Genomic DNA, 24,837 nt, shown 5'->3' with positions numbered 1-24,837 from the left:
GGGGCCCGGCCGGCCGGTGTGCGGTCAGCGTCCGGCGAGCAGGGACGGCAGCCGGGCCGCCGCCGTGCCCAGACCGGCCGGCGCCGCGGTCCAGCGGGACCGGCCGGACGCGCCCGCCCCGCGCGGGAAGTCCCGCAGCAGCGCCTCCTCGGTGTACCGGTCGGTCCGCTGGTGCCAGTGGACGATGCCGGCCATCCAGTCACGCAGGTCCTGGGCGTACCCGAGCACGTCCGCCCGGTCGGCCTCGTCCAGCGCGAACTCCTCGAACAGCGACGGCAGTTGGGCGTCGGTGATGTGCTGGAACTCCTGCATCCTGGCGGCCACGAGGTCACCGACCACCGCCATCGCCTCCCGCGGGGTGCAGTCCAGGAAGTTCTGCACGACCAGCACCGCGTTGTGGAGCTCGCCCTCGAACTCGATCTCCTTGCGGTACGAGAACGCGTCGTTGACGAGGCAGGCGAAGTCCATGGCCGCGGTCTGCATGGCCCGCACCGGCCGCGCGCCGGCGATCTCGCCGGCCAGCGCGGCGCGGGCCGCACGCGCCAGGCCCAGCGTCAGCTCGGAGCCGAAGGTCCTGCGGCGCATCTCGATGTAGTCGACCGGATCGGGCACCCGGTGCTGGCGGTGGTTGGTCAGCTCCCACAGCCAGCTCTCGAGCATGTCCTCGACACTCGCCCGGAAGGCCGCCCTGGCCCCGGGCTCCATCGGGCCCGCGGTGCGCCGCCACAGGTCGGCGAGCCCGCGTTCCAGCGCGGTCAGCGGCGCGGGCACCTCGCCGGCGTCCAGCGGCATGAACAGCGCCAGGCGCTCGTTGGCGAGCCGTGCACCGGCCAGGTCGCCGGTGCGGCCGAAGGCGGCCGGGTAGAAGTCGTCCGCGTACGTGCCCCAGGTCAGCCAGCCCGCGGACCGTTCCAGCGCCTCCTGGCCGGCCGAGGGCTTCATGCCCGCGGAGCACAGCGCGAAGTCGTAGCCCTCCAGCGCGCGGGCGGTCCACAGGCCGCCGGGCGGCGGGGTGTCCGGCTCGGGCCCGACGATGCCGACGCGCTCCGCCCACGCGGCGTTGGCCGCGCGCGCGGCCTCCAGATGCGGACTCAGGGCCAGGTCGAACGGCATGGGGATGCCGGGCAGCGGCACGTCCGCGGCGGGCCGGTGCGTGGGGTGGCTGAAGGCGCGGGCACGCTGCGGCATCGTCGCGGCCAGCGACCGCAGGATCTGCGCCGCCGAACCGCCCATCCCGGAGGGGCCGGCCGGCAGACCCGCGCCGGCCGTGCCGTGGGCGCCGTTCATGTACCGGCTGGAGCGCATGTGCCACTCGTGGCCGCCGGACTGCCAGTCCTGGAGGCCCTTGACGTACGCGGCGACGGCCAGCCGCTCGTGCGGGTCGAGCCCGAACTCGGCAGCCAGGGGCTCGACTTCGGTGAGGGCGGTGTGCTCGAACTGCTGGAGCCGCGATGTCAGCAGGTCGTTGACCCGATCCGCGGCCCCCTGCGGGCTCAGGCCCAGGAAGCGCTCCAGCACCAGGACGGCGTTGGCGAGTTCACCCTCCTCCTCCGTCTCCCGCTGGTACGAGAACAGGTCGTTGCGCAGGTGCACGCCGTCCGAGAAGGTGTCGCGCAGCACCCGCATCGGGCGGCTGGCCGCGACGGCGTCGGGCACCTCGGCCCCCGCGGCGTGCTCCACGAGGTTCGCCGACCAGGGCGCGCCGCCCACCTTGCGGCGCATCTCGATGTACTCGATCGGGTTGGAGACCCGCCCCGCACTGATGTTGGACAGCTCCCACAGCGACTCCTCCAGCAGGTGCCGGGTGCTCTCGTGGAAGCGCCGGCGCCAGCCGTCGGACATCGACGGCACGGTCCTGGCCCACAGGTCGGCGAGCCCCGCCTCCACCTGGTTGGCGGGCTCCGGCACCTCCTGTGCCGGGTCGACCGGCATGAACGCCGGCAGCCGGTCCAGGTACGCCTTCGCGCCCGCCATGTCCTGGGTGCGCTTGAACGTGTCGAGGAAGTGGTCGTCGAAGAAGAAGACCCACACGTACCAGTCGGTGACCAGGTCGAGTTCGGGCCCCGAGGCGTCGGGATGCGTGTACGCGCACAGCAGCGCGTAGTCGTGCGCGTCGAGGTCCGACTCCTCCCAGATCCCCGAGCCCTCCAGCATGTCCATCGTCCGGGCCCAGGCCTTGGTGTGCGTCCTCGCCCTTTCCAGATGCGGGTTGAGTCGCGCCGGGTACGGCACGTAGAAGCGCGGGAGTTCGAACGGCTGCGGCATGGCGGTCGGGCCTTCCGGTCGGCGAGATCACGGGCCGCGGATCACGCTAGGCGCTGGCGCTGGGCCCCAGTCGAGGTCAACGGGCTTTTCCGCTCGATGGGTTGAACGTCCCCGGCGGGGGGTTAAGGATCTCCGGGGTGCTCCTGGGGCTTGCTCGGCCGTCCACCGGCCGGTGGACGGGTTCGGCCTACGGGGTGCCCCCGGGGCTTGTTCGGCCGCCTGCCGCGCCGTCGTGGCTTGTCGCGTTGGGGGCACCTCCCGGCCGAAGGCTGGGGGACCCCGCGCCCCTGCGGCTTCCGCCCAGCCCCTTGCGGTGCGTTGCCGTCCACCGGCCGGTGGTGGGTTGCTCGCGTTGGGGGCACCTCCCGGCCGAAGGCTGGGGGACCTCGCGCCCCTGGTGTGCGTGCCCTTTGTCCGTGGGGTCGGGGGCGCTCCGGAAGCGTCTCCTCGGAAATGTGCATACGGGTTCGTACGTGTTGTTGCCCGGGGGCCGCGCACATTTCTCTGCGGGGAGCACTTCCTCCCCACCCCCTCCCGCTCACCCACCGTGCGGCGGGGGACATGGGACACGGCCAACGTCCTCCCGCAGACGGGGGCCGGCCGGAAGGGGACGATCCGGGTGTGTCCCCGCAGAACTGTGCATCCGCCCGGGTAAGGGCACGGAAGTACGGTGCACGCACAGTTCGAGGAGACACTCCCGGAGTGGCCCCTGACCCCACCCACGAACCTGCACCGCCAGGGGCGCGGGGAACTGCGCGACAAGCCGAGACGAGACCGGCAGACGGCAGCGCGCAGCGCGAGGCACCCCGGAAGCCGCAGGGGCGCGGGGTCCCCCAGCCTTCGGCCGGGAGGTGCCCCCAACGCGACAAGCCACGACGGCGCAGCAGACGGGTACGGCGGCCCGGGGGCAGCCCGGGAGCCGCAGGGGACGCGGGTCCCCCAGGCTTCGGCCGGGAGGTGCCCCCCAACGCGAGGAACCCCCACCACCGGCCGGTGGACGGCCGACAAGCCCCGGGGGCACCCCGTTAGCGGCTGCCGCCAGGCCCGCCGGCGATCAGGTCGGCGACGATCGCGCCGGACATGCCCGCGTGCGGGAGGCCGCCGCCGGGGTGGGCCCAGCCGCCGACGAGGTAGAGGCCGGGCAGGGAGGGGCGGTTGGGCGGGCGGAGCAGCGTGCCGGAGGCCCCGGCCAGGGCCGGGGCCGGCACCGAACCGCCGGGGGCCGCGGTCTGGCGGGCGGTGTCCGCGGGGGTGCGCACCTCGCGCCACAACTCCCGCCCCCGCAGGCCCGGTACGGCCGCCTCCGCGGCCTCGGTCATCCGCGCCGCGAACGCCTCGGCCGCGCCGCCCGCACTCCAGTCCAGACCCCGGCCGGTGCCGTTCGGGTCGTGGCAGGGCACGGTCGCGGTGAGCGTCACCGCCTCGTGGCCGTCGGGCCGCACCGCGGGGTCGTCGGGGCGCAGCACCGTCACGGTGAGCGCGCCGGTCCCGGGGAGCGGCCGGCGTTCCGGTCCGAAGACCCACGCCGCCTCGGCACCACGGTCCGCGGCGTGCACGACGGTGCGGTGCGCGGTCCCGGCCGGGCGGGCCCCGCGCAGCGCGAGGTGCACCGTGCAGCGTCCCGGTTCGCCCCCGGGGCCGGAGCCGCCGGCATCCGGCGGCAGCACGCCGTCGCGGTACAGGGCGGGCAGCGGCGCCCCGGCCACCACCACGTCGGCGGGTGTGCTGTCGCCGCCGGACAGTTCGAGACCGGCGGCCTTGCCGCCGTCCAGCAGCAGCCCGGTCACGGCGGTGCCGAAGCGGAACTCCACGCGGCGCTCCAGGCAGCGCTCGTACAGCGCGTCCGCCAGCGCCCGCATGCCGCCGCGCACGTACCAGACGCCGAACGTCTGCTCCACGTACGGCAGGACCGTCGCCGAGGCCGGGGCGCGCCGCGGGTCGAGGCCGTAGGCCAGCGCCCAGCTCTCCAGCAGCGTCCCGAGGCCCCCGCCGCCCAGTTCGCCCGCGGCCACGCCCGCCAGGCCGGGCGGGCCGCCGCGCCGGAACAGCCCGCGCCGGGCGGCCGCCGGGTAGGGGTCGCGCGCCAACGTCGCGGGATCGTGCAGCACGTCCTCGAGCAGCGGCCTGCGGGTGGCCTCCCACACCTCGCGGGCCCGCACCATCACCTGGCTCCAGCGGTCGCCGCTGCCCTTGCCGAAGGCCGCGTCCAGCGCCTCGACGACGCCCGAGCGGGAGGCGTTGGGCAGCGTGACGTCCACGCCGCCCGGCAGCAGATGGCGGGCCGCCGGGTCGACCTGCTCCAGGCCGACGAGGTCCTCGAGCGCCTTCTTGCCCGTCTTCACGAACAGGTCCCGCTGGACCGCGGGGAGCAGCAGCACGCCGGGCCCGGTGTCGAAGCGGAAGCCGTCCCGGGCCAGCAGCCCGACGCCGCCGCCGTAGGTGTCCGACCGCTCGTGCACGACCACCTGGTGGCCGCCGACGGCGAGCCGGGCAGCCGTCGCCATCGAGGCCATGCCCGCGCCGATCACCGCAATTCGTGCCATGACCAGGACTGTAGCGGCGCCCTCGCGGTCAGGTGGCCGCCGGGGCCCGGGTCACGCCGCCGCCCGGCCCGACGCCGCCGCGACGGCGCTGCCTGCGGCGCCGGAAGAAGCGGCGGATGCGCGAGAACAGGAGGACCAGCGTCGTCAGGCCCAGCGTCAGCAGCACCGCGGCCACGGCCGCGGCCACCACCGGGTGGAAGAGCGCCAGCACCACGATGCCGGCGACGGCCAGGTCCTCCAGCGTGCTCAGCACGATGTTGCTGAACGGCTCGGGCGAGGTGTTGACGGCCATCCTCGTGCCCGCCTTCACCAGATGGCTGGCCAGGGCCGTGGAACCGCCGATCGCGCCGGCCGCCAGGTGGGACAGCGACCCCTGCTGCCCGGCCAGCAGCGCCGCCACCACCGCGCCGGCCACCGGGCGGATCACGGTGTGCACCGCATCCCACGCCGAGTCGACGTAGGGGATCTTGTCCGCGACCGCCCCGCACAGGAACAGCACGCCGGCCACCACCAGCACGTCGGCGCGTTCCAGCGACGCGGGCACCTGGTCGCTCACCCCGGCCCTGCCGAGCACGCCGAGCAGCAGCACGACGGCGTAGGCGTTGATGCCGCTGGCCCAGCCGCTGGTGAACACGAGGGGGAGGACGGACACGAGCGCGAGTCTAGGCCCCCACGCGCGGCGGGAGGTGAAACCGCCCAGTGCTGAGTACCCGTACTCAGCCGCGGGGTTGAGTATCCGCACGGATGGGCGCGACCTGCGCAAACGGGGACAGTGGTACCGCGGACGGGCGCGGACCCCGACCGCCGACACGGGGCGGCGGTCGACCCGGCCCACCGCGAACGGGGGGCGCACGGGGGAGGCGCCGCTGCGGTCCGGCCGACGGGGGAACCGGGCCGTGCCGGAGCGGCGCACCCCCCCGTGCGGGCATGTCCCGCGCGGGGCCCGGGAGGTGCGGGCGAGGCGCGGGCCGGGCTCAGGCGGGGGCGGTCGCGCCCGCGCCGCCCCCGACCCTGCCCTGCAGCAGCAGCGACAGCGCCGCGTGCACCTCGTCGAGGCTGCGTTCCGGCTGGAACGCCTGCCAGTCCAGGGCGGCCACCAGCACCATGCCGAACAGTGCGGACGCGGTCAGCGGCACGTCCGTCTCCGGACTCACCTCGCCCGCCGTCACCGCCTCGCCCAGCACCTGCTCGACCACGGCCACCGCCTCCTGGCGGACCGTCATCAGCGTCTCCTGCCAGGTGCGGTTCGTGCGCCACAGTTCGGCGACGTACAGCTGTGTGAAGGACGGGTTGCCGACGATGAACGCCAGGCCCGCCCGGATCATCGCGTCCAGCGCGTCCACCCGGCTGCCGCCGCGGTCCGAGGTCTCCTCCGCCGCGCGGCGCAGGGACACGGTGAGCCGGCCGACGCCGTGCCGCAGCAGCTCCTCGAACAGGTCGTTCTTGCTGGCGAAGTTGTAGTAGACGGTCCCCTTGGCGACGCCCGCCCGTTCGGCGATCTCGTCGACCGTGGTGGCGGAGAAGCCCTGTTCGGCGATGAGGGTGACGGCGGCTTCGTACAGTTTGCGCCGGGTGGCCTCACGACGTGCGGTGGTCATGGACCCGATTCTGCACGCCCGCGGCGGGACACGTCCGCACGATCCGCCACAGCTGGGGTGTTTGCGCTGGTCAGGGTGATTGTCAGTGGTGGGCCCCAGTATGGGTGCACGGAGAGAAGGAGGCTCGTCATGGCAGTCCCCGTCAGCGACATCCATCCCGTACTGCGCCGCGCCGCCGCGTCGCCCGCCGCCCTCGACCTGCTCACCCAGGCGCACATCGGCCTCGAGGAGGCCGCGGCCCTGCAGGCTCCGCACGAGCGCTACGCCACCGCCCACCTCGCCGCGTTGCGCACCGCGGCGGCCGTGCTGGCCGTGCGCGGCCGTCCCGAGGAGACCGGCCGGCGCCGCCGCCGGATCCGCAGCGTCTGGGAGGTGCTGCCCGAGATCGCGCCCGAACTGTCGGAGTGGAGCGTGCTGTTCGCCGCCGGGGCCGAACGGCGGGCGCGCGCCGAGGCCGGCATAACCGGGGCCGCGAGCGCGCGGGACGCGGACGACCTGGTCCGGTCGGCCTCGATGTTCCTGCGGCTGGTCGAGCGGGCCCTGCTGCTGCGGCCCGCGTTCCAGGGCGAGTCGCAGGGGGCGTCGGCCCCGCCGGCCGCGGGCTGAACCGTCAGTCCTGCCCGGCGGCCGGATGCCGGTGGGCGCGTACGGGGAGGGCGGCGCCGCGGCCCGGCCGCCGGGGCGCGGAGTCGGCCGGTGCTGACCTGCGCCGCACCTTGCCCCGGCGGCCGGCACCGCAGGCCCTAGAGTGAGGGCCGACCGTTGCCGGTCGCTGCCCAGACGTACGCCGTCCGCGAGGAGAGCCGCCCGCCATGTCCCGTGAAGGAGGGGTGGACCCGATCCGCCCCCGTGCCAGCCTCCGTACCGCCGTGGTCTGGGAGGTCCTGCGCGGCGCGCTGGAACGGCGGGCCAAAGCCGCGGACCGTCCGGAGCTCGACGTCCTCGACACCGGCGGCGGCACCGGCAACTTCGCGGTGCCGGTCGCCCGCCTCGGCCACCGCGTCACCGTCGTCGACCCCAGCCCCGACGCGCTGTTCGCCCTCGAGCGGCGCGCCGCCGAGGCCGGGGTCACCGACCGGGTCACCGGCGTGCAGGGCGACACCCACGGCCTCCTCGGCGACGTCGAACCCGGCGCCTACGACGTGGTGCTGTGCCACGGCGTGCTGGAGTACGTCGACGACCCGGCGGAGGCCCTGCGCAACGTGGTGGGCGCGCTGCGCCCCGGCGGTTCGCTCAGCCTGCTCGCGGCCGGGCGCGGCGGCGCGGTGCTGGCCCGCGCGCTGGCCGGGCACTTCGCGGAGGCCCAGTACGCGCTGAGCGACCCCGACGGCCGGTGGGGCGCCGGAGACTCGCTGCCGCACCGCTTCACCGCCGAGGAGCTGACCGGGCTGGTCGGCGGGACGGGGCTGCGCGCCACGGCCGTGCACGGGGTGCGGGTCTTCTCCGACCTCGTCCCCGGCGTGCTGGTGGACACCGAGCCGGGCGCCCTGGAGGCACTGCTGCGGCTGGAGCTGGCCGCGGCGGAGGAGCCCGGCTTCCACGCCGTCGCCACGCAGCTGCACGTGCTCGCGGAACGTGACTGAGGAACGGGCCGGCGAACGGGTCCGGTAACGGACCGGAGGCGGACCGGGGACGTCTCGGGGCAGGGCCGAACGGGCGAGTCCGGGGCCCCTGCGGGGGGCCTCGCGAGGGGAGTCCGTCACACGCCGCCCGAAGCCGCATTCGTGACCGTATGCTGGCATGACGTAAGGGCGGACGGGGAAGGACAGCCCCGTCGGACAAGGCACAGTGGGGCGGGTTTCACCGGGGCGATTCCCTGCCTATCCTGAAAGGGTCGGATCGGTCGTCTCGCGCGACCGACGAGTAGGAGGTCGCCGTGCCGCTCTCGGAGCATGAGCAGCGCATGCTCGAGCAGATGGAACGGGCGCTGTACGCCGAAGATCCCAAGTTCGCGTCTGCGCTTGAGGGTGGCGGGCTGCGTACGTTCACCCGCCGCCGCGTGTACCTGGCGATTGCCGGCTTCCTGATCGGCATCGGGCTGCTCATGGCCGGGATGGTCGCGAAGCAGACCTGGGTGAGCGTCGTCGGGTTCCTGGTGATGCTGGCGTGCGCGGTCCTGGCCGTGACCGGCTGGCGCCGGGCCACGCGGCCGGGCGAGCACCCGCCGGCCCCCGCCGGACGCCGGATCGGCCGCCGGCAGCCGCGGCGCGGCAAGGTCATGGACCGCATCGAGGAGCGGTGGCAGCGGCGGCGTGACGAGCAGGGACAGTAGCCTCCGGCTCGGTTCCGCATTCTTCGAAAGGGCCCGCTTCGCGGGCCCTTTCGCCATCCCCGGAGACGGCGGGCCCGCTCGCGGGCTCCGGCCCTCTCCCTGACGGGGCGCGTGCGGGCCCCCAGGGTCCTCGGCCGTCGGACGGCGCGTCGTGGCCGGCCGCGTCGGGGACACCTCCCGGCCGAAGGCCGGGGACCCCGCCCCCTGGCGGGCCTGCGGCCTACTGCCCGTGCCTACCAGGCCTGCAGCCTTCGCCGAGCCGAGCCGCGCCCGCCCCGGTCGCGGCTCTGACGGCCCGCGACCCCCAGGACTGCGGTCCTGTATGCCCTGCGCCTGACCATCTCGCCCGTGCCCCCCTGCCCGCGGCCCCCACCAGGGGCCGCGGGCGCGGGGCGCGGGGTCAGGAGGAGGCGGGGTGGCGGCGGCGGAGGGGGGTGGTGAGGCGGGTCCAGCGGTGGGAGACGCGCTGGGCCGCGCTGCTCCAGCGAGCCGACACGGCCCAGCTCATCCGGGCCGCCGAGCGCGGCAGGAGCAGGGCCCGCAGACGGGTGCCGCGGGACGCCGACGCGTGGAGTCCCTTGCGCACCCGGTGCACCTCGTCGGCCAGCCCCGGCGTCGGCCGCGGGTTGGGCGCGTACAGCTCCCGTTCCACCGCGCCGGCCAGCGCTCCGGCCGCCGCGGCGCCCTCGCCGGTCAGCTTGCCCTCCTCCACCAGGCGTGCCATGGCGCGCCGCGGCGTCTCCGACTCGTCGGGCAGGATGCCGTAGTCCCAGCCGGTGTCCATCACCTCGCGCCACGCGGACAGCGTGAGCCCCTCGGCCTTGCCCCGGCCGCCGCCGAGCCGGCGGGCCCGCAGCCGGGTCCGCCACAGCAGGGGCGTCGTGGGGATGGCCAGCACCAGCAGCGCCAGCACCGCGTACAGGGCGATCCGGCCCGCGTCGCCGCCCCCGCCGCCGCCCGCGGCCGCCGAGGGCAGCGTGCAGTCGGCCGGGGCCGCCCGGTTCTCGGGGGCGCAGCTGTCGGTCTGCGAGGGCGCCACCGCGGGGGCCGAGGTGGCGCCGTGCGGGGCGGTGTCCGTGGTGTTGTCGCCGTTGCTCGGGGTGTTCGACGAGGTGTAGGACGGGGCCGATCCCCGGTACGGCGTCGGCTCGAAGCGGGTCCAGCCCACGCCCTCGAAGTACAGCTCGGGCCAGGCGTGGGCGTCCTTCAACCCGACGGACATCCTCCCGTCCGACGTCTGGGAGCCGGGGGTGAAGCCGATCGCGACCCGGGCAGGGATGTGCAGGGTGCGGGCCATCGCGGCCATCGTGAAGGCGAAGTGGACGCAGAAGCCCTCCTTCGTCTGCAGGAAGCGCGCGATCGCGTCGACGCCCGTGCCCGCCTTGGCCTCGGTGTTGTACACGAACTCGCCCGAGGTGAAGTACTGCTGCAGGGCCAGCGCCCGCTGGTAGTCGTTGGTGGCGTTCTTCGTCACGCTGCGGGCGGTCGCGGCGACCACCGGCGGCAGCGACTTGGGCACCTGCGTGTACGTGTCGGCGATCCGCCCGGTCGCCGGGGGCGCGGCCGCCAGCTGGGCCGGGGTCGGCATGACCTGCATGCTCGTGACGGAGTAGCGCACGTCGGACGTGTTCTGGCCGTGCTGGCCGATGATCATCCGGCCCTCGGGCTGGAACTTCCAGTTGCCGGGAGCCTGCACGCTGAGCGCGGGGAACGGCATCGGCAGCAGGCCCTGGCCGTAGTCGGAGTCCACCTGCACCTGGGTGGTCACCGGCTTGAACTTCACGTCCGTGGCCATGCCCTGCGGCTGCGGGAGCTGCTGGGGGATGTCCTCGACCGGGAGGTTCGACGGCGTCCACGCCTTGCCGTCGAACTTGTCGAGCGCCGCGATCCGCAGGTACATGCCCGGCAGGTCGGTGGAGTCGGTGCGGTAGGTCAGCACCTCGCGGTTGTCGGGCTGGTTGAGGTTGTCCTGAAGGGCCGCGACGAGGTTCACCGCGCCCGTGCCCCCGCCGCCCCCGCCGCCGCCCCCGCCGCCGTGCCCGGTGGTGTCCAGCAGCCCGGTGCCCAGGGAGGGCAGCACGAGCGGGGCGATCAGGGCGATGCCCAGCGCCATGGCGCCGATGCGCCGGCCGGTGCGCACCGGTGCGGTCGCCGTGCCGCCCGAGGGCGCGGCCCACCCGCCCTGCGCGGGACCGCCGCCGAACACCCGGCCCCAGCGCGACAGCCGGTCCCGGCCCTCGGCCAGGAGCAGCAGCAGGTAGCCGGCCGCGGCGATCAGGAAGTACGGCCAGGCGGCACCGCCGTCGTAGAGGCCGGCGGCCACCGAGTACAGGGCCAGCAGCGGCAGCCCGGCCGGGGCCGCGCTGTTGTAGGTGACCGCGATCGCGTCGACGGCGAGCGCGACCACCAGCGTGCCGCCCACCAGCAGCAGCCGGATGCCCGGGGTGACGGGCGCCGGGATGGCGAAGTTGCCGACGTCGTTGAGCCCGTCCTGGAGCACCTGGCCCAGTTCGCGGATCGCCGAGGGGCCGGGCAGGATGCCGCCCAGCGCCTGGTGCGGCGCGAACATCATGGTCAGCGCGATCAGCGAGACCACCGCCTGCGCCAGCACCGTCAGCGGCCTGGCCAGCGGGATCCGCCGTGCGCCGGCGCCGACGCCGGCCTGCAGGCACACCAGCAGGAACGCCTTGAGGATCCACTCGCTGGTGGCGGTCAGCGGCAGCAGCGAGGCCGCGGCCATCAGCGAGGCCGCCGCCCCGCACACCGTCAGCCGTCCCCGGCCGGTCATGGCCTCGCCCCCGCTTCGCGCCGTTCGCCCGCAGTGTCCTCGCCGGACCGGTACCGGTCCGCCTGCCGCCACAGTTCGGACAGCGGCTCGCCGGGGTGCACCTGCACCACCGTCCACCCCGACTCGCGCAGCATCTGCACCGCGTGCTCGGTGGTGTCCGTGTCCTCGGGGGCGGCGCCCCCGCCGTCGGCGGCCAGGGCCGCCCCCGGCACGTCGTGGTGCACGCCGGCCTCGCGGGCCAGCCAGTCGTCGCTGTCCAGCACGAACGCCACCGCGCCGCCGGCCCGCTGCCGCATCCGCCCCAGGGTCGTGGCCTGCTCCTCGAACAGGTCGCCGAGGAACGCCACGATCAAGCCCTCGCTGCCGGTGCGCAGCACCTCGTAGGCGGGCGCCAGGTCCTCGCCGTCGGAGTGCTCGACGACCGCGAGGGTGTCCAGCAGCAGCCCCGCCATGTCCGAGGTGTCGCCGCTGAACCCGGACCCGCTCTCGGGGCCCGGCACGCTGCTGCCGGTGTCGGTGAGCAGCCGTACCGCGAAGCCCCGCTCCAGCATGTGGGCGGCGACGGAGGCGGCCCCGGACACCGCCCACTCGAACGCCGAGTCCGGTCCCGCGCCGAAGTAGGCGTTCTCCCGGGTGTCCAGCAGGACGGTGCAGCGGGCGCGGTTGGGCTGCTCCTCGCGCCGCACCATCAGCTCGCCGTACTTGGCGGTGGATCGCCAGTGCACCCGGCGCAGGTCGTCGCCGTGCCGGTAGCCGCGCGGGATCACGTCGTCGTCACCGGCCAGCGCGAGGGCGCGGGTGCGGCTCTCGCCGTAGCCGGAGGACTCGCCGGCCAGCCGGACCGCCGGCAGCGGCTCGACCCTGGGCACCACGGTGAGGGTGTCGAAGGCGCTGAACGACCGGGTCAGCTCGACCATCCCGAACGGGTCGGTGAGCCGCAGCTGCAGCGGGCCCAGCGGGTAGCGGCCGCGCAGGTCGGAGCGGACCCGGTAGGACACCTCGCGGTGGCCGCCGGGCTCCACCCGGTCCAGCACGAACCGCGGGCGCGGTCCCAGCACGTACGGCACCCGGTCCTGCAGCATCAGCAGGCCGGACGGGATCCGGGAGACGTTGTCGATGCGCAGGTGCACGCGGGCCTCGGACATCGCCGGCACCCGGGACGGCGACAGCCGGCGGCTGCCGGCCACCCGGTAGCGGGTGCGGTAGAGCACCGCGACGCACACCAGGGGCAGCGCCGCCAGCAGCAGGCCCACCCGCAGCAGGTCGGACTGGCCCAGCACGTAGGAGCAGACCGCGGCCGCCAGGCCCGCGGCCACGAAGGAGCGGCCGCGGGTGGTGAGCCCGCCCAGCGCCGAGCGCAGGCCGCCGCCCTGCTGGGCCCCGCCGGCGGCCGGCGCCCCTGGCGGGGCACCCGGCGGCACGCGCGGCGGTGGCGGGGGCTCCGGCCTCGCCGGCCTCGCCGGCATCACAGCCCCCGGTTGCCGGGCTGCGGGGCGGAGGCGGGCTGGGCCGGCCAGCCGGCGCCCGCGCCCGGGCCGGGCTGCGCGCTCGGCACCGGCACCCGCTGGACGATCTCGCTGACGACCTGCTCGGGCGTGCGCCGGTTCAGCTGGGCCTGCGCGGTCGGCAGCAGGCGGTGGGCGAGCACCGACTGCGCGAGCGACTGCACGTCGTCGGGCAGCACGTAGTCCCGGCCGTCGAGGGCGGCCCACGCCCGGGACGTCCTGATCAGGTGCAGGGTCGCCCGGGGCGAGGCGCCCAGGCGCAGGTCGGGGTGGTTGCGGGTGGCGCCGACCAGGGTGACCGCGTACCGGCGGACCGGCTCGGAGACGTGCACCTGGCGGACCGCCTCGATCAGCTTGACGATCTCGTGGGCGTGCGCCACCGGCTGCAGGTCGTCCAGCGGCGAGACGCCGCCGTGCACGTCGAGCATCTGCAACTCGGCGTCGGGGCTGGGGTAGCCGACCGACACCCGGGCGGTGAAGCGGTCCCGCTGCGCCTCGGGCAGCGGGTAGGTGCCCTCCATCTCCACGGGGTTCTGGGTGGCGATCACCATGAACGGCGTCGGCAGCTCGTACGTGGTGCCGTCGATGGTGACCTGGCGCTCCTCCATGGACTCCAGGAGCGCCGACTGGGTCTTGGGCGACGCGCGGTTGATCTCGTCGCCCACCACGATCTGGGCGAAGATCGCGCCCGGCTTGAACTCGAAGTCCCGCTGCTGCTGGTCGAAGACGCTCACACCGGTGATGTCCGACGGCAGCAGGTCGGGCGTGAACTGGATCCGCCGCACCGTGCAGTCGATCGAACGTGCCAGCGCCTTGGACAGCATTGTCTTACCGACGCCCGGCACGTCCTCGATCAGCAGGTGTCCCTCGGCGAGCAACACGGTCAGTGCGATGCGTACGACCTCGGGCTTGCCCTCGATCACGTTCTCCACGCTGTGGCGGATCCGTTCCGCAGTCGTGGTCAGATCGCTCAGGCTTGCTCGTGCGTCAAAGGTCGTCACCCGGTACTCCTCGGCCTGTTCCTTGGGACCGCAGGGTCGCGGTCATCCCGGACCGGCCCTCCCCGAATGCGCAACGCTCGCTTCGGGCGAGACGTGCCGCACCTTGCATTCTTCCCTTACGGGACCGCCCACGTCACTCGCCTGCCGTTACTTGTTCGTGATTTCCCGCAGCAGGCCGGTGTGGACGTCGAAGACGAAGCCTCGCACGTCGTCGGTGTGGGTGAGGAAGGGGGAGGTGCGGACCCGGGCCATGGACTGCCGGACGTCCTGGTCGGCGTCGGTGAACGCCTCGACGGACCAGGTGGGACGCTGCCCCACCTCGGCCTCCAGTTCCGTCCTGAAATCCTCGGTGATGGTCTGCAGTCCGCAGTTGGTGTGGTGGATGAGGACGACGGAGCGGGTGCCCAGGGCGCGCTGGCTGATGGTCAGGGAACGGATGGTGTCGTCGGTGACCACGCCGCCGGCGTTGCGGATGGTGTGGCAGTCGCCCAGTTGCAGGCCGAGGGCCTTATGCAGGTCGATGCGCGCGTCCATGCACGCGACGACCGCCACCCGCAGCACGGGCGCGGCGCCCATGCCCGGGTCCTGGAACTCGGCGGCGTAGCGCTCGTTGGCGGTGACGAGCCGGTCGATGACGGACTCGGAGGAGGCGTCCGGCGACGGCTGGGTGCGCTCGGCCTGTCCGGCCGCGCTGCTTGCAGGTATCGACATGTCTATGACGGTAGCGCGAGCGGCTGCCAGGAGCAGGGGCGCGCCCGGTGCGTCGCGGCAACGTTGCCCGTGGAGAGCGGTGGAGTAAAGTGGCGCGAAGTGGTGGCGTCTGGCGGGAGGTGTGATGTTCCTCGGGACGTACACACCGCGGCTGGACGACAAGAACCGGCTCGTGCTTCCCGCCCGGTTCCGGGACGCGTTCGCCGACGGCCTGGTGATCACCCGCGGGCAGGAGCGCTGCCTGTGCGTGTGGCCCGTCGCGGGTTTCACCGCCGCCACCGAGCAGTTGTCGACGGCCCCGCTCACCTCCAAGGCCGCCCGGGACTACCTGCGGGTGCTGTTCGCCGGCGCCCACGACGAGGTCCCCGACAAGCAGGGCCGGGTGACCGTGCCGCAGGCCCTGCGCGACTACGCCGGGCTGGTCCGCGACTGCGCGGTCATCGGCGCGAACACGCGTGTGGAGATCTGGGCGGCGGACGCCTGGGAGCAGTACCTCGGCGCGCAGGAAGACACCTTTTCGGCCCTGTCACAGGAGGTTCCGCCCGGATTACTGTGAGCGCGGCCCGTACCGCCGCGCACCCCCACCGCGCACCACTCCGCACCACCGCGCGGACGTACGGCCCGGCCTCCTCCCGCTCAGCGCTCCGCTGGCACCACTTCCCCGGTGCCAGAGGGGCGCATTCCGCGAGCGGGCGGGGACCCGGTTCTACGTCCAGGCATCCGTCGCCGAGCGCGGCCATCGCACCCGGCAGGAAGAGCGCCGCCGCGGCGCCGCAGCCCCGACAGGAAACCAGGGCCACATGAACGACCCGTCCGCCACGCCGCCCGCGCAACCGCGGCACGTCCCGGTGATGCTGCGGCGCTGCCTCGATCTGCTGGCGCCGGCCCTCGCCGAGCCCGGCGCGGTCGTGGTGGACGCGACGCTGGGCCTGGGCGGGCACAGCGAGGCGCTGCTGCAGACCTTCCCCGCCGCCCGGCTGGTGGCCGTCGACCGCGACCCGGCGGCACTCGAACTCGCCGCCAAGCGCCTGGCCCCGTTCGGCGACCGCGCCACGCTCGTCCACGCGGTGTACGACGAACTGCCCGAGGTGCTGGAGGACCTGGGCATCCCGCGCGTGCAGGGCGTCCTGTTCGACCTGGGCGTGTCCTCGATGCAGCTCGACGAGGCCGGGCGCGGTTTCGCCTACGCCCAGGACGCGCCGCTGGACATGCGGATGAACCAGTCGTCGGGCATCAGCGCCGCCGAGGTCCTGAACACGTATCCGCCGGGTGAACTGGTACGCATCCTGCGGACGTACGGCGAGGAGAAGTTCGCCCGGAAGATCGTCGACGCGATCGTCCGGGAGCGTGAGCGGGAGCCCTTCACCACCAGCGCCCGGCTGGTCGAGCTGATCCGCGACGCCCTCCCGCAGGCCGCCAAGCGCACCGGCGGCAACCCGGCGAAGCGGACCTTCCAGGCGCTGCGGATCGAGGTCAACGGGGAGCTGGCGGTGCTGGAGCGGGCCATCCCCGCGGCCGTGGCGGCGCTCGCCGTCGGCGGCCGGATCGCGGTGCTGTCGTACCACTCGCTGGAGGACCGGCTGGTCAAGCAGGTCTTCGCGGCCGGCGCGGCGAACACCGCGCCCCCAGGACTGCCCGTGGTGCCCGAGCAGTACCAGCCGCGCCTGAAGCTGCTCACACGCGGCGCGGAACTTCCCACCGAGGACGAGATCGCGGAGAACCGGCGCGCGGCGCCGGCCAGGCTGCGCGGCGCGGAACGCATCAGGGAGGACATGCGGTGATCGGGGCGCAGGCGGGGAGGAGGGGATCGCCGCGGGGGGCGGGTGCAACCGCGGCACGCACGCCGTTCGTCGTTCTCATCGTGACGCTGCTCGCGGGGGGCCTGATCTCGCTCCTGCTGCTGAACTCGGCCGTCAACCAGGACTCGTTCCAGCTGAACAAGCTGCAGAAGGAGACCACCGGTTACACCGACGAGCAGCAGGAGCTCCAGCAGGAGGTGGACGGCCTGTCCGCGCCCGGCGCGCTGGAGGAGCGGGCGCGGCAGATGGGCATGGTGCCCGGCGGCGCCCCGGCGTTCCTGACGCCGGCCGGGGGCGTGCACGGCACCCCGCAGGCCGCGACCGCGCCGCCGCCCAGCCCCACACCGACACCCACCCTGGGCTCGGCCTCGCCCGCGGTGTCCGCCGGCTCGTCGGCCACGCCCTCCGGGCAGCCGCAGGCCGGTTCCCCGGCGTCCGGTGCGCCGGGCACGACCGCCGGCACGTCCACGCCCTCCCCGGGGACGTCCGACCCGACCTCGGGCAGGTGAGCAGGTGACCGGGCGCGACGACGACAGGGACCCGCACGGACGCCCGGCGGGCGGCGGCCGCCCGCGCCGCCCGGTCCCGCCGCCCGGCGGCAGGGGCGCCGCGCGGTCCGTGGGCGGCCAGGGCGCCGCGGCACGCGGCCCCGCGCGGCGCGAACGCCAGGGCCAGGGCCCCGCGCAGGGCGGCGGACAGGGCCAGGGGCACCGGGAGGGCTCCGGGCAGCCACGCGGGCAGGGTCACGCGCCGGGCCACGCGCAGGCGCAGCCAGGCCGGGTCGGGCCGCCGCGGCGGCCCGCGGGGGCCCGCTCGCTGCGCGGCCCCGGCCGGCCCGCGCCGCGCGGCCCGGTACGGCTGGGCCGGCCGCGGCCGCGGCTGCGGCTGGTCGGCGCGGCCCTGACGATCGTGATGGCCGTGTTCGTGGTGCGGCTGCTGCAGGTGCAGGCGGTCGACGCGTCCGCGTACGCGTCCAAGGCCGCCGTCAACCGCTGGGTCACCCACGAGGTCACCGCCGACCGCGGCACCATCACCGACCGCACCGGCGCGGACCTGGCCACCACCGTCGACGCGTTCGACGTGACCGCCGACCCGTACCTGTTCACGCCCGCGCAGGCCAAGGTGAAGGACGCCCCCCAGCAGGCCGCGGAGCTGCTCGCGCCGATCGTCGGGGGCGACGCCACCAAGATCGCCCAGCAGCTCGCAGCGCCCGGCTCCCGCTACCAGATCATCGCCAGGCAGCAGTCGCCGCAGGCCTGGAACCAGATCAAGGACCTCAAGGCCGCGTTCGCAGCGAAGGCCGCCAAGGGCCAGGGCGCCGACGTGCTGGCCGGGATCTTCAGCGAGCCGCACTCCAAGCGGGTCTACCCGGCGGGCGACCTGGCCGCGGGCGTGATCGGCTTCGTGAACGGCGACGGGCAGGGCGCCGGCGGCCTGGAGTCGATGCTCGACAAGCAGCTGTCCGGCACCAACGGCAAGATCCGCTACGCGCAGTCCAACGGCCGCCAGGTGCCCACCGCGGGCAGCCAGGAGCAGCCCGCGGTCCCCGGCGACGACGTGGAGCTGACACTGGACCGGGACATCCAGTGGGCCGCGCAGAGCGCCATCACCGCCCAGGTGCAGAAGTCCCACGCGGACCGCGGCTACGTGACGGTGATGGACAACCGGACCGGCGAGGTCCTGGCCATGGCCGACGCCCCCGGCTACGACCCCAACGACCTGGCCCACGCCGACCCCCATGCGCTCGGCAACGCCGCCGTGCAGGACGCCTACGAGCCGGGCAGTGTCAGCAAGCTGATGTCGATGGCCGCGATCCTCGACACCGGCACGGCCACGCCCACCACCCGTGTCACCGTGCCCGGCACGCTGCCGCGCGCCGACCGGGTCTTCCACGACGACGTCGACCACGGCACCTGGTACCTGACCCTCAACGGGGTGCTGGCCAAGTCCAGCAACATCGGCACGATCCTGGCCAGCCAGCAGCTGGGAAAGACGCAGGCGCAGGCCAACCAGGTCCTGTACTCCTACCTGAAGAAGTTCGGCATCGGCTCGCCGACCGGCGTCGGCTTCCCCGGCGAGACCCCCGGCATCCTGGCCAAGCCGCAGAACTGGAACGCCTCCCAGCAGTTCACCATCCCCTTCGGCCAGGGCCTGTCGCTGAGCGCCCTGCAGGCCACCTCGGTGTACGCGACCATCGCCAACGGCGGCGTGCGCGTCCAGCCCTCGCTGATCCGCGGCATCACCGGGCCCGACGGGCGGTTCGTGCCCGCCCCCGCGCCGAAGAAGACCCGGGTGGTCAGCGCGCGGACCGCCACGACCCTCTCGCAGATGCTGGAGTCCGTCGTCGGCAGCGAGCAGGGCACCGGCGTCTACGCCCGGATCGACGGCTACCGGGTCGCCGGCAAGACCGGTACGGCCAACCGGGTGGACCCCGACACCGGCCGCTACAAGGGCTACACCTCGTCGTTCATGGGGTTCGCGCCCGCCGACAACCCGCGGCTGACCGTCTCCTGCGTCATCCAGAACCCGACCAGGGGGAGCTACTTCGGCGGCGAGATCTGCGGCCCGGTCTTCAAGAAGGTCATGGAGTTCGGCCTGAAGTCCCTCGGCGTGGCGCCTTCGGGCAAACCCGCGCCCGATCTGCCGATCACCTTCGACCCCGCGGAACCGGCGCCCGCGGCAGGGCAGAAAGCACCGTGATCCGGATGAACGACCTCGCTGACCAGCATCGCGGCCGGGGCGCCCGGGGTGGTGACCCGCTCGGGCCGCCACCGGGCGCTTTTGACCCGGGGCCCCGGCAGCCGGGTAATCTCACCGCCGTGCCCAACGCTGATCAAACCCTCAGACAGCCTGGCGCGCCGCGCCCGGCGCATCCGAGCCCCCAGCCGCTGGCCGCGCTCGCCGGCCGGCTCGGGGTGCCCGCGACCGGCGGCCCGGCTGACGTCACCGGCGTCTCCGGCGTCACGGACGTCACCGGCATCACCCACGACTCGCGCGCGGTGCGCCCCGGCGACCTGTACGCGGCGCTGCCGGGCGCGCGCTTCCACGGCGCGGACTTCGCCGCCCAGGCCGCGCAGGCCGGCGCCGTCGCGGTGCTCACCGACCCGGACGGCGCCGAGCGCGCCGCCGCCACCGGCCTGCCCGTGCTGACCGTGCCCGACCCGCGCGCCGTGATGGGCGAGCTGGCCGCCGAGGTCTACGGCAGGCCCGGCGAGGGCCTGCTGCGGATCGGGGTCACCGGCACCTCCGGCAAGACCACGACCTCGTACCTCGTCGAGGGCGGCCTGCGTGCCGCACGCCACGGCCTCACCGGGCTGATCGGCACCGTGGAGACCCGGATCGGCGACGAGCGGATCAAGAGCGAGCGGACCACCCCGGAGGCCACCGACCTCCAGGCGCTGTTCGCGGTGATGCGCGAGCGCGGCGTGGAGTCCGTGGTCATGGAGGTCTCCAGCCACGCGCTCGTCCTCGGCCGGGTCGACGGCGCCGTGTTCGACGTCGCGGTCTTCAACAACCTCAGTCCCGAGCACATGGAGTTCCACTCGGGTATGGAGGACTACTTCCAGGCCAAGGCGCAGCTGTTCACCCCGCGCCGCAGCCTGCTGGGCGTGGTCAACCTCGACGACGAGTACGGCCGCCGGCTGGTCGCCGAGGCCACCGTGCCGCTGGTGACGTACTCCGCCGAGGGCCGGCTGGACGCCGACTGGCGGGCCGAGGACGTCCGGGCCGGGCTGATGGACAGCCGCTTCACGGTCATCGGCCCCAAGGGCGAGCACGTGCAGGCGGTGGCCCCCCTGCCCGGCCCGTTCAACGTGGCCAACACGCTCGCCGCGATCACCGCGCTGGCCGCGGCGGGCGTCGACCCGCAGGCCGCCGCCGACGGTATCGCTGCGGTGCCGGGCGTGCCGGGCCGCCTGGAGCGGGTGGACGCCGGGCAGGAGTACCTGGCGGTGGTGGACTACGCGCACAAGACCGACGCGGTCGAGTCGGTGCTGCGGGCGCTGCGGACCACCACCGAGGGCCGTATCCACGCCGTGCTGGGCTGCGGCGGCGACCGCGACCGGACCAAGCGCGGGCCGATGGGCGCCGCGCTCGCCCGGCTCGCCGACACCGCGGTGCTGACCTCGGACAATCCGCGGTCGGAGGATCCGCTGGCCATCGTCGCCGCGATGCTGGACGGAGCAGTGGGCGTCCCCGCCGCCGAGCGGGGCCACGTCATCGTCGAACCGGACCGGGCCGCCGCGGTGGCCGTGGCCGTCGCGCAGGCGCGGCCCGGCGACATCGTGCTGGTGGCCGGCAAGGGCCACGAGCAGGGCCAGGACATCGCCGGAGAGGTTCGCCCCTTCGACGACCGTGAGGTGCTGCGCGCCGCGATCGAGAAGGACCAGAAACAGCTGTGATCCCCCTCACCCTCGCCGAGGTCGCACGCGCGGTCGGCGGGAGCATGCACGACATACCGGACAGTGATGTGCGGGTGACCGGACCCGTCGTCAGGGACTCCCGCGAGGTGGTGCCCGGCGCCCTCTTCGTCGCCTTCGCCGGCGAACGCGCGGACGGCCACGACTACGCCGCGGGCGCGGTCACCGACGGGGCGGTGGCGGTGCTCGCCGCCCGGCCCGTCGGAGTACCCGCGATCGTGGTGGAGGACGTGCAGGCCGCCCTCGGCGCCCTCGCCCGCCACGTCATCGAGCTGCTCGGCGCCACCGTGGTGGCGCTCACCGGCTCCGCGGGCAAGACCAGCACCAAGGACCTGCTGGCACAGCTGCTGGAGCGGCTGGCGCCCACGGTGTGGACCCCGGGCTCGCTCAACAACGAGATCGGGCTCCCGCTGACCGCGCTGCAGGCCGACGAGAAGACCCGGCACCTGGTGCTGGAGATGGGCGCCCGCGGCATCGGCCACATCCGCTACCTCACCGGACTGACGCCGCCGCGGATCGGCATGGTGCTCAACGTCGGCAGCGCCCACATCGGCGAGTTCGGCGGCCGCGAGCAGATCGCCATCGCCAAGGGCGAGATGGTCGAGGCGCTGCCGTCCGCCGAGGACGGCGGCATCGCCGTCCTCAACGCCGACGACCCGCTGGTCAGGGAGATGGCGAGCCGGACCACGGCGCGGGTGGTGCGCTTCGGGGAGAGCGAGAAGGCCGACTACCGCGCCGAGAATGTCCGGCTCAACGACCGGGGACAGGCGGTCTTCAGCTTGCGCACACCCACCGGGTGCGCCGACGTGACCTTGCGCCTGTACGGTGAGCACCACGTGTCGAACGCGCTCGCCGCGGCCGCCGTCGCCGGTGAACTCGGCATGCCCGCACAGGAGATCGCCACCGCGCTCTCCGAAGCGGACTCGCTCTCACGCTGGCGTATGGAGGTCACCGAGCGCCCCGACGGCGTGACGGTCGTCAACGACGCCTACAACGCGAACCCCGAATCGATGAGGGCCGCCCTGCGCGCACTGGCTGCGATGGGCACGCCGGCACGGGCTCGGGGGGGCCGTACCTGGGCGGTGCTGGGACAGATGGCCGAACTCGGCGAGCAGTCGCTGGCCGAGCACGACGCCGTGGGGCGGCTGGCCGTCCGGCTCAACGTCAGCAAGCTCGTGGCCGTGGGTGGTACCGAAGCCGCCTGGCTGCAAATGGGCGCCTATAACGAGGGTTCGTGGGGTGAGGAGTCGGTGCACGTGTCCGACGCTGAGGCGGCGATCGACCTGTTGCGCAGGGAAGTGCGCCCGGGGGACGTCGTGCTGGTGAAGGCATCGAGGTCGGTCGGGCTCGAAGCGGTCGCGCTCGCGCTGATCGAGGGTGCCGCCCGATGAAGCAGATCCTCGTCTCCGGCGTCCTCGGTCTCTTCCTCTCCCTGATCGGCACCCCGCTGCTGATCCGGCTGCTGGCCTCGCGCGGCTACGGCCAGATGATCCGGGACGACGGCCCGAAGGCCCACCACAGCAAGCGCGGTACGCCCACCATGGGCGGCATCGCCTTCATCCTGGCGACGATCGTCGCCTACGCGGCCACGAAGCTGATCACCGGCGACAAGCCGTCGATCTCCGGCGTGCTGGTGCTCTTCCTGACCGCGGGCCTCGGCCTGGTGGGCTTCCTCGACGACTACATCAAGATCGTCAAGCAGCGCAGCCTGGGCCTGCGCGCCAAGGCGAAGATGGCCGGGCAGCTGATCGTCGGCATCGCCTTCGCCGTGCTCGCGCTGAACTTCCACGACTCGCGCAACCAGACCCCGGCCTCGACGAAGCTCTCCTTCACCACCGACTTCGGCTGGTCGATCGGCCCGGTCATCTTCGTGGTCTGGGCGCTGTTCATGATCCTGGCGATGTCCAACGGCGTGAACCTCACCGACGGCCTCGACGGCCTCGCGACCGGCGCCTGCGTGATGGCCTTCGCCGCCTACACCGTCATCGGCGTGTGGCAGTACGGCCAGTGGTGCGGCGCCCCGGTGAGCGCCAACGGCGCCTGCTACGAGGTGCGCGACCCGCTCGACCTGGCCGTGGTGGCCGCCGCGTTGATGGGTGCCTGCTTCGGCTTCCTGTGGTGGAACACCTCGCCGGCGAAGATCTTCATGGGCGACACCGGTTCGCTGGCGCTGGGCGGCGCGCTCGCCGGACTGGCGATCCTGTCCCGCACCGAGTTGCTGCTGGCCGTCCTCGGCGGCCTCTTCGTGCTCATCACCATGTCCGTGATCATCCAGGTCGGCTCGTTCCGCCTGACCGGCAAGCGGGTCTTCCGGATGGCACCGCTGCAGCACCACTTCGAACTCAAGGGCTGGAGCGAGGTCCTGGTCGTGGTCAGGTTCTGGATCATCCAGGGCATGTGCATGGCCCTCGGGCTGGGCGTCTTCTACGCGGCGTGGGTGGCCGCCTCGTGACCGCCGCCGCGCACGGACCCCAGAGCGCCGAGGAGTTCAAGGGCGTCGCCGTCGTCGTCGCCGGCCTCGGCGTCTCCGGGGTGCCGGCCGCCACGGTGCTGCACGGCCTCGGCGCCCGGGTCACCGTGGTCAACGGCACCGCGGGCGACAAGCAGCGCGCCGAGGCCGCCGAACTGGAGGCGCTGGGCGTCACCGTGCGCCTCGGCGACGGCGACACCCTGCCCGAGGGCACCGAGCTGGTCGTCACCACGCCCGGCTGGAAGCCGGTCAGCCCGCTGTTCCTGGCCGCCGAGGAGGCCGGTGTGCCGGTCTGGGGCGACGTCGAACTCGCCTGGCGGCTGCGGAAGCCCGGCGCCGCGCCGTGGCTCGCGGTCACCGGCACCAACGGCAAGACCACCACGACCCGGATACTCGCCGCGATCCTGGCCGCCGCGGGCCTGCGCACCGCGGCCGTCGGCAACATCGGCGTCTCCCTGCTGGACGTGGTGCTCGGCGAGCAGGAGTACGACGTGCTCGCCGTCGAACTCTCCAGCTACCAGCTGCACTGGGCGCCCAGCATCCGGCCGCACTCCGCGGCCGTGCTCAACCTCGCGCCCGACCACCTGGACTGGCACGGCTCGATGGCCGCGTACGCGGCCGACAAGGGCCGGATCTACCACGGCAACACGGTCGCCTGCGTCTACAACGCGGCCGATCCGGAGACCGAGCGGCTGGTCCGCGAAGCCGACGTCGAGGAGGGCTGCCGGGCCATCGCCTTCACCCTGGACGCCCCCCGTCCCTCGCAGTTCGGCGTCGTCGACGGCCTCCTCGTCGACCGGGCCTTCGTCGAGGACCGGGCCAACAACGCGCAGGAGCTGGCCGAGACCGGGGACGTCACCCCGCCGGCCCCGCACAACATCGCCAACGCCCTGGCCGCCGCGGCCCTGGCCCGCGCCTTCGGCGTGGCACCGGCCGCGGTGCGCGAGGGCCTGCGCGCCTTCACGCCGGACGCGCACCGCATCGCCGAGGTCGCCACGGTCGGCGGCGTCACCTACGTCGACGACTCCAAGGCCACCAACACCCACGCCGCGGAGGCCTCGCTGGCCTCCTACCCGTCGATCGTGTGGCTGGCCGGCGGCCTCGCCAAGGGCGCGGAGTTCGACGAGCTGGCCGCGCGCGCGGCCGGGCGGCTGCGGGCCGCCGTGCTCTTCGGCGCCGACCGCGCGCTGATCCGCGAAGCCCTGGCGCGACACGCGCCGCAGGTCCCGGTCACCGAGCTGGACCGGACCGACACTGGGGCGATGTCGGCCGCCGTCGCCATGGCACAGGACCTGGCCCAGCCGGGCGACACGGTCCTGCTGGCGCCGGCCTGCGCGTCGATGGACATGTTCACCAACTACAACCAGCGCGGCGACATGTTCGCGGACGCGGTGCGGGCGCTGGCCGACGCGTCGGCCGGCCCGGCGCCCGGCGCGGGCGCGGCCGAGGGCTAGCGCTCCCGGGCGC

19 protein-coding genes are annotated in these 24,837 nt (G+C 74.3%); 11 read left to right on the top strand and 8 right to left on the bottom strand.

Annotated elements, in window-relative coordinates:
• Positions 1–24: 24 nt before the first annotated feature.
• From BMW99_RS10575 to BMW99_RS10560, 4 genes are all read right to left on the bottom strand, one after another.
• Positions 25–2,265, bottom strand: a complete 2,241-nt coding sequence (locus BMW99_RS10575) for a terpene synthase family protein (RefSeq protein ID WP_069465584.1) — start codon at positions 2,263–2,265, stop codon at positions 25–27.
• 1,025 nt (positions 2,266–3,290) lie between these two features.
• Entirely contained in the window at positions 3,291–4,808 is a 1,518-nt protein-coding gene (locus BMW99_RS10570; protein ID WP_075016682.1) for a phytoene desaturase family protein, read from the bottom strand.
• A 28-nt stretch (positions 4,809–4,836) separates the two neighbouring features.
• Positions 4,837–5,460, bottom strand: coding sequence for a DUF4126 domain-containing protein (locus tag BMW99_RS10565; protein WP_075016681.1), 624 nt, complete (start codon positions 5,458–5,460; stop codon positions 4,837–4,839).
• 322 nt (positions 5,461–5,782) lie between these two features.
• Complete coding sequence (locus tag BMW99_RS10560) at positions 5,783–6,406, bottom strand: TetR/AcrR family transcriptional regulator (RefSeq protein WP_075016680.1); 624 nt, start codon at positions 6,404–6,406, stop codon at positions 5,783–5,785.
• 129 nt (positions 6,407–6,535) lie between these two features.
• Here BMW99_RS10560 and BMW99_RS10555 point away from each other — a divergent pair, with 129 nt between their 5' ends.
• The 3 genes from BMW99_RS10555 (at position 6,536) to BMW99_RS10545 (ending at position 8,678) form a co-directional block, all read left to right on the top strand.
• Positions 6,536–7,012 carry an SAV_6107 family HEPN domain-containing protein gene (locus BMW99_RS10555; RefSeq protein WP_075016679.1) on the top strand — a complete coding sequence of 159 codons (477 nt, stop codon included), beginning with the start codon at positions 6,536–6,538 and terminating at the stop codon, positions 7,010–7,012.
• Positions 7,013–7,218: 206 nt separating this feature from the next.
• Positions 7,219–7,989: a methyltransferase gene (locus BMW99_RS10550; RefSeq protein WP_069466617.1), complete on the top strand. Its 771-nt coding sequence runs from the start codon at positions 7,219–7,221 to the stop codon at positions 7,987–7,989.
• A 293-nt stretch (positions 7,990–8,282) separates the two neighbouring features.
• Positions 8,283–8,678: a DUF3040 domain-containing protein gene (locus BMW99_RS10545; RefSeq protein ID WP_069466616.1), complete on the top strand. Its 396-nt coding sequence runs from the start codon at positions 8,283–8,285 to the stop codon at positions 8,676–8,678.
• Positions 8,679–9,078: 400 nt separating this feature from the next.
• On the opposite strand, the gene BMW99_RS10540 is transcribed toward BMW99_RS10545, so the two are convergent.
• The 4 genes from BMW99_RS10540 to BMW99_RS10525 form a co-directional block, all read right to left on the bottom strand.
• Positions 9,079–11,466 (bottom strand): transglutaminase family protein, encoded by a 2,388-nt coding sequence (locus BMW99_RS10540; RefSeq protein ID WP_075016678.1) that lies wholly within the window; start codon positions 11,464–11,466, stop codon positions 9,079–9,081.
• A complete protein-coding gene (locus BMW99_RS10535; RefSeq protein ID WP_069463273.1) occupies positions 11,463–12,932 on the bottom strand; it encodes a DUF58 domain-containing protein in 1,470 nt (489 codons plus the stop codon). The genes BMW99_RS10540 and BMW99_RS10535 overlap by 4 nt, the downstream gene beginning before the upstream one ends.
• A complete protein-coding gene (locus tag BMW99_RS10530) occupies positions 12,932–13,972 on the bottom strand; it encodes an AAA family ATPase (RefSeq protein ID WP_075016677.1) in 1,041 nt (346 codons plus the stop codon). The genes BMW99_RS10535 and BMW99_RS10530 overlap by 1 nt, the downstream gene beginning before the upstream one ends.
• Positions 13,973–14,119: 147 nt before the next feature.
• The gene (locus tag BMW99_RS10525) at positions 14,120–14,683 is read right to left on the bottom strand and encodes a beta-class carbonic anhydrase (protein WP_069463275.1); all 564 of its coding nucleotides are present in this window, start codon (positions 14,681–14,683) and stop codon (positions 14,120–14,122) included.
• A gap of 124 nt (positions 14,684–14,807) precedes the next feature.
• On the opposite strand from BMW99_RS10525, the gene mraZ reads away from it, so the two are divergent.
• The 8 genes from mraZ to murD all read left to right on the top strand — a co-directional run bounded on the left by mraZ (position 14,808) and on the right by murD (position 24,824).
• Positions 14,808–15,239 carry a division/cell wall cluster transcriptional repressor MraZ gene (mraZ, locus tag BMW99_RS10520; RefSeq protein WP_069463276.1) on the top strand — a complete coding sequence of 144 codons (432 nt, stop codon included), beginning with the start codon at positions 14,808–14,810 and terminating at the stop codon, positions 15,237–15,239.
• Positions 15,240–15,483: 244 nt separating this feature from the next.
• Positions 15,484–16,464 (top strand): 16S rRNA (cytosine(1402)-N(4))-methyltransferase RsmH, encoded by a 981-nt coding sequence (gene rsmH / locus BMW99_RS10515; protein ID WP_075016676.1) that lies wholly within the window; start codon positions 15,484–15,486, stop codon positions 16,462–16,464.
• Between the two features lie 80 nt (positions 16,465–16,544).
• Positions 16,545–16,991 carry a hypothetical protein gene (locus BMW99_RS10510; RefSeq protein ID WP_075016675.1) on the top strand — a complete coding sequence of 149 codons (447 nt, stop codon included), beginning with the start codon at positions 16,545–16,547 and terminating at the stop codon, positions 16,989–16,991.
• Positions 16,992–16,995: 4 nt separating this feature from the next.
• Positions 16,996–19,182, top strand: coding sequence for a peptidoglycan D,D-transpeptidase FtsI family protein (locus BMW99_RS10505; RefSeq protein ID WP_407640281.1), 2,187 nt, complete (start codon positions 16,996–16,998; stop codon positions 19,180–19,182).
• Between the two features lie 5 nt (positions 19,183–19,187).
• Positions 19,188–20,882: a UDP-N-acetylmuramoyl-L-alanyl-D-glutamate--2,6-diaminopimelate ligase gene (locus BMW99_RS10500; protein ID WP_075016705.1), complete on the top strand. Its 1,695-nt coding sequence runs from the start codon at positions 19,188–19,190 to the stop codon at positions 20,880–20,882.
• Positions 20,879–22,291 (top strand): UDP-N-acetylmuramoyl-tripeptide--D-alanyl-D-alanine ligase, encoded by a 1,413-nt coding sequence (locus BMW99_RS10495; RefSeq protein ID WP_069463201.1) that lies wholly within the window; start codon positions 20,879–20,881, stop codon positions 22,289–22,291. The genes BMW99_RS10500 and BMW99_RS10495 overlap by 4 nt, the downstream gene beginning before the upstream one ends.
• The gene (gene mraY, locus BMW99_RS10490) at positions 22,288–23,352 is read left to right on the top strand and encodes a phospho-N-acetylmuramoyl-pentapeptide-transferase (RefSeq protein WP_069463202.1); all 1,065 of its coding nucleotides are present in this window, start codon (positions 22,288–22,290) and stop codon (positions 23,350–23,352) included. Before BMW99_RS10495 ends, mraY begins: the two co-directional genes overlap by 4 nt.
• Positions 23,349–24,824: a UDP-N-acetylmuramoyl-L-alanine--D-glutamate ligase gene (gene murD / locus BMW99_RS10485; protein WP_069463212.1), complete on the top strand. Its 1,476-nt coding sequence runs from the start codon at positions 23,349–23,351 to the stop codon at positions 24,822–24,824. Before mraY ends, murD begins: the two co-directional genes overlap by 4 nt.
• Positions 24,825–24,837: the final 13 nt, after the last annotated feature.

This window comes from Actinacidiphila rubida, assembly GCF_900110255.1.
GTDB lineage: Bacteria > Actinomycetota > Actinomycetes > Streptomycetales > Streptomycetaceae > Actinacidiphila > Actinacidiphila rubida.
The sequence above is the reverse complement of the archived record's forward strand: the minus strand, read 5'-3'. Positions and strand labels throughout refer to the sequence as shown.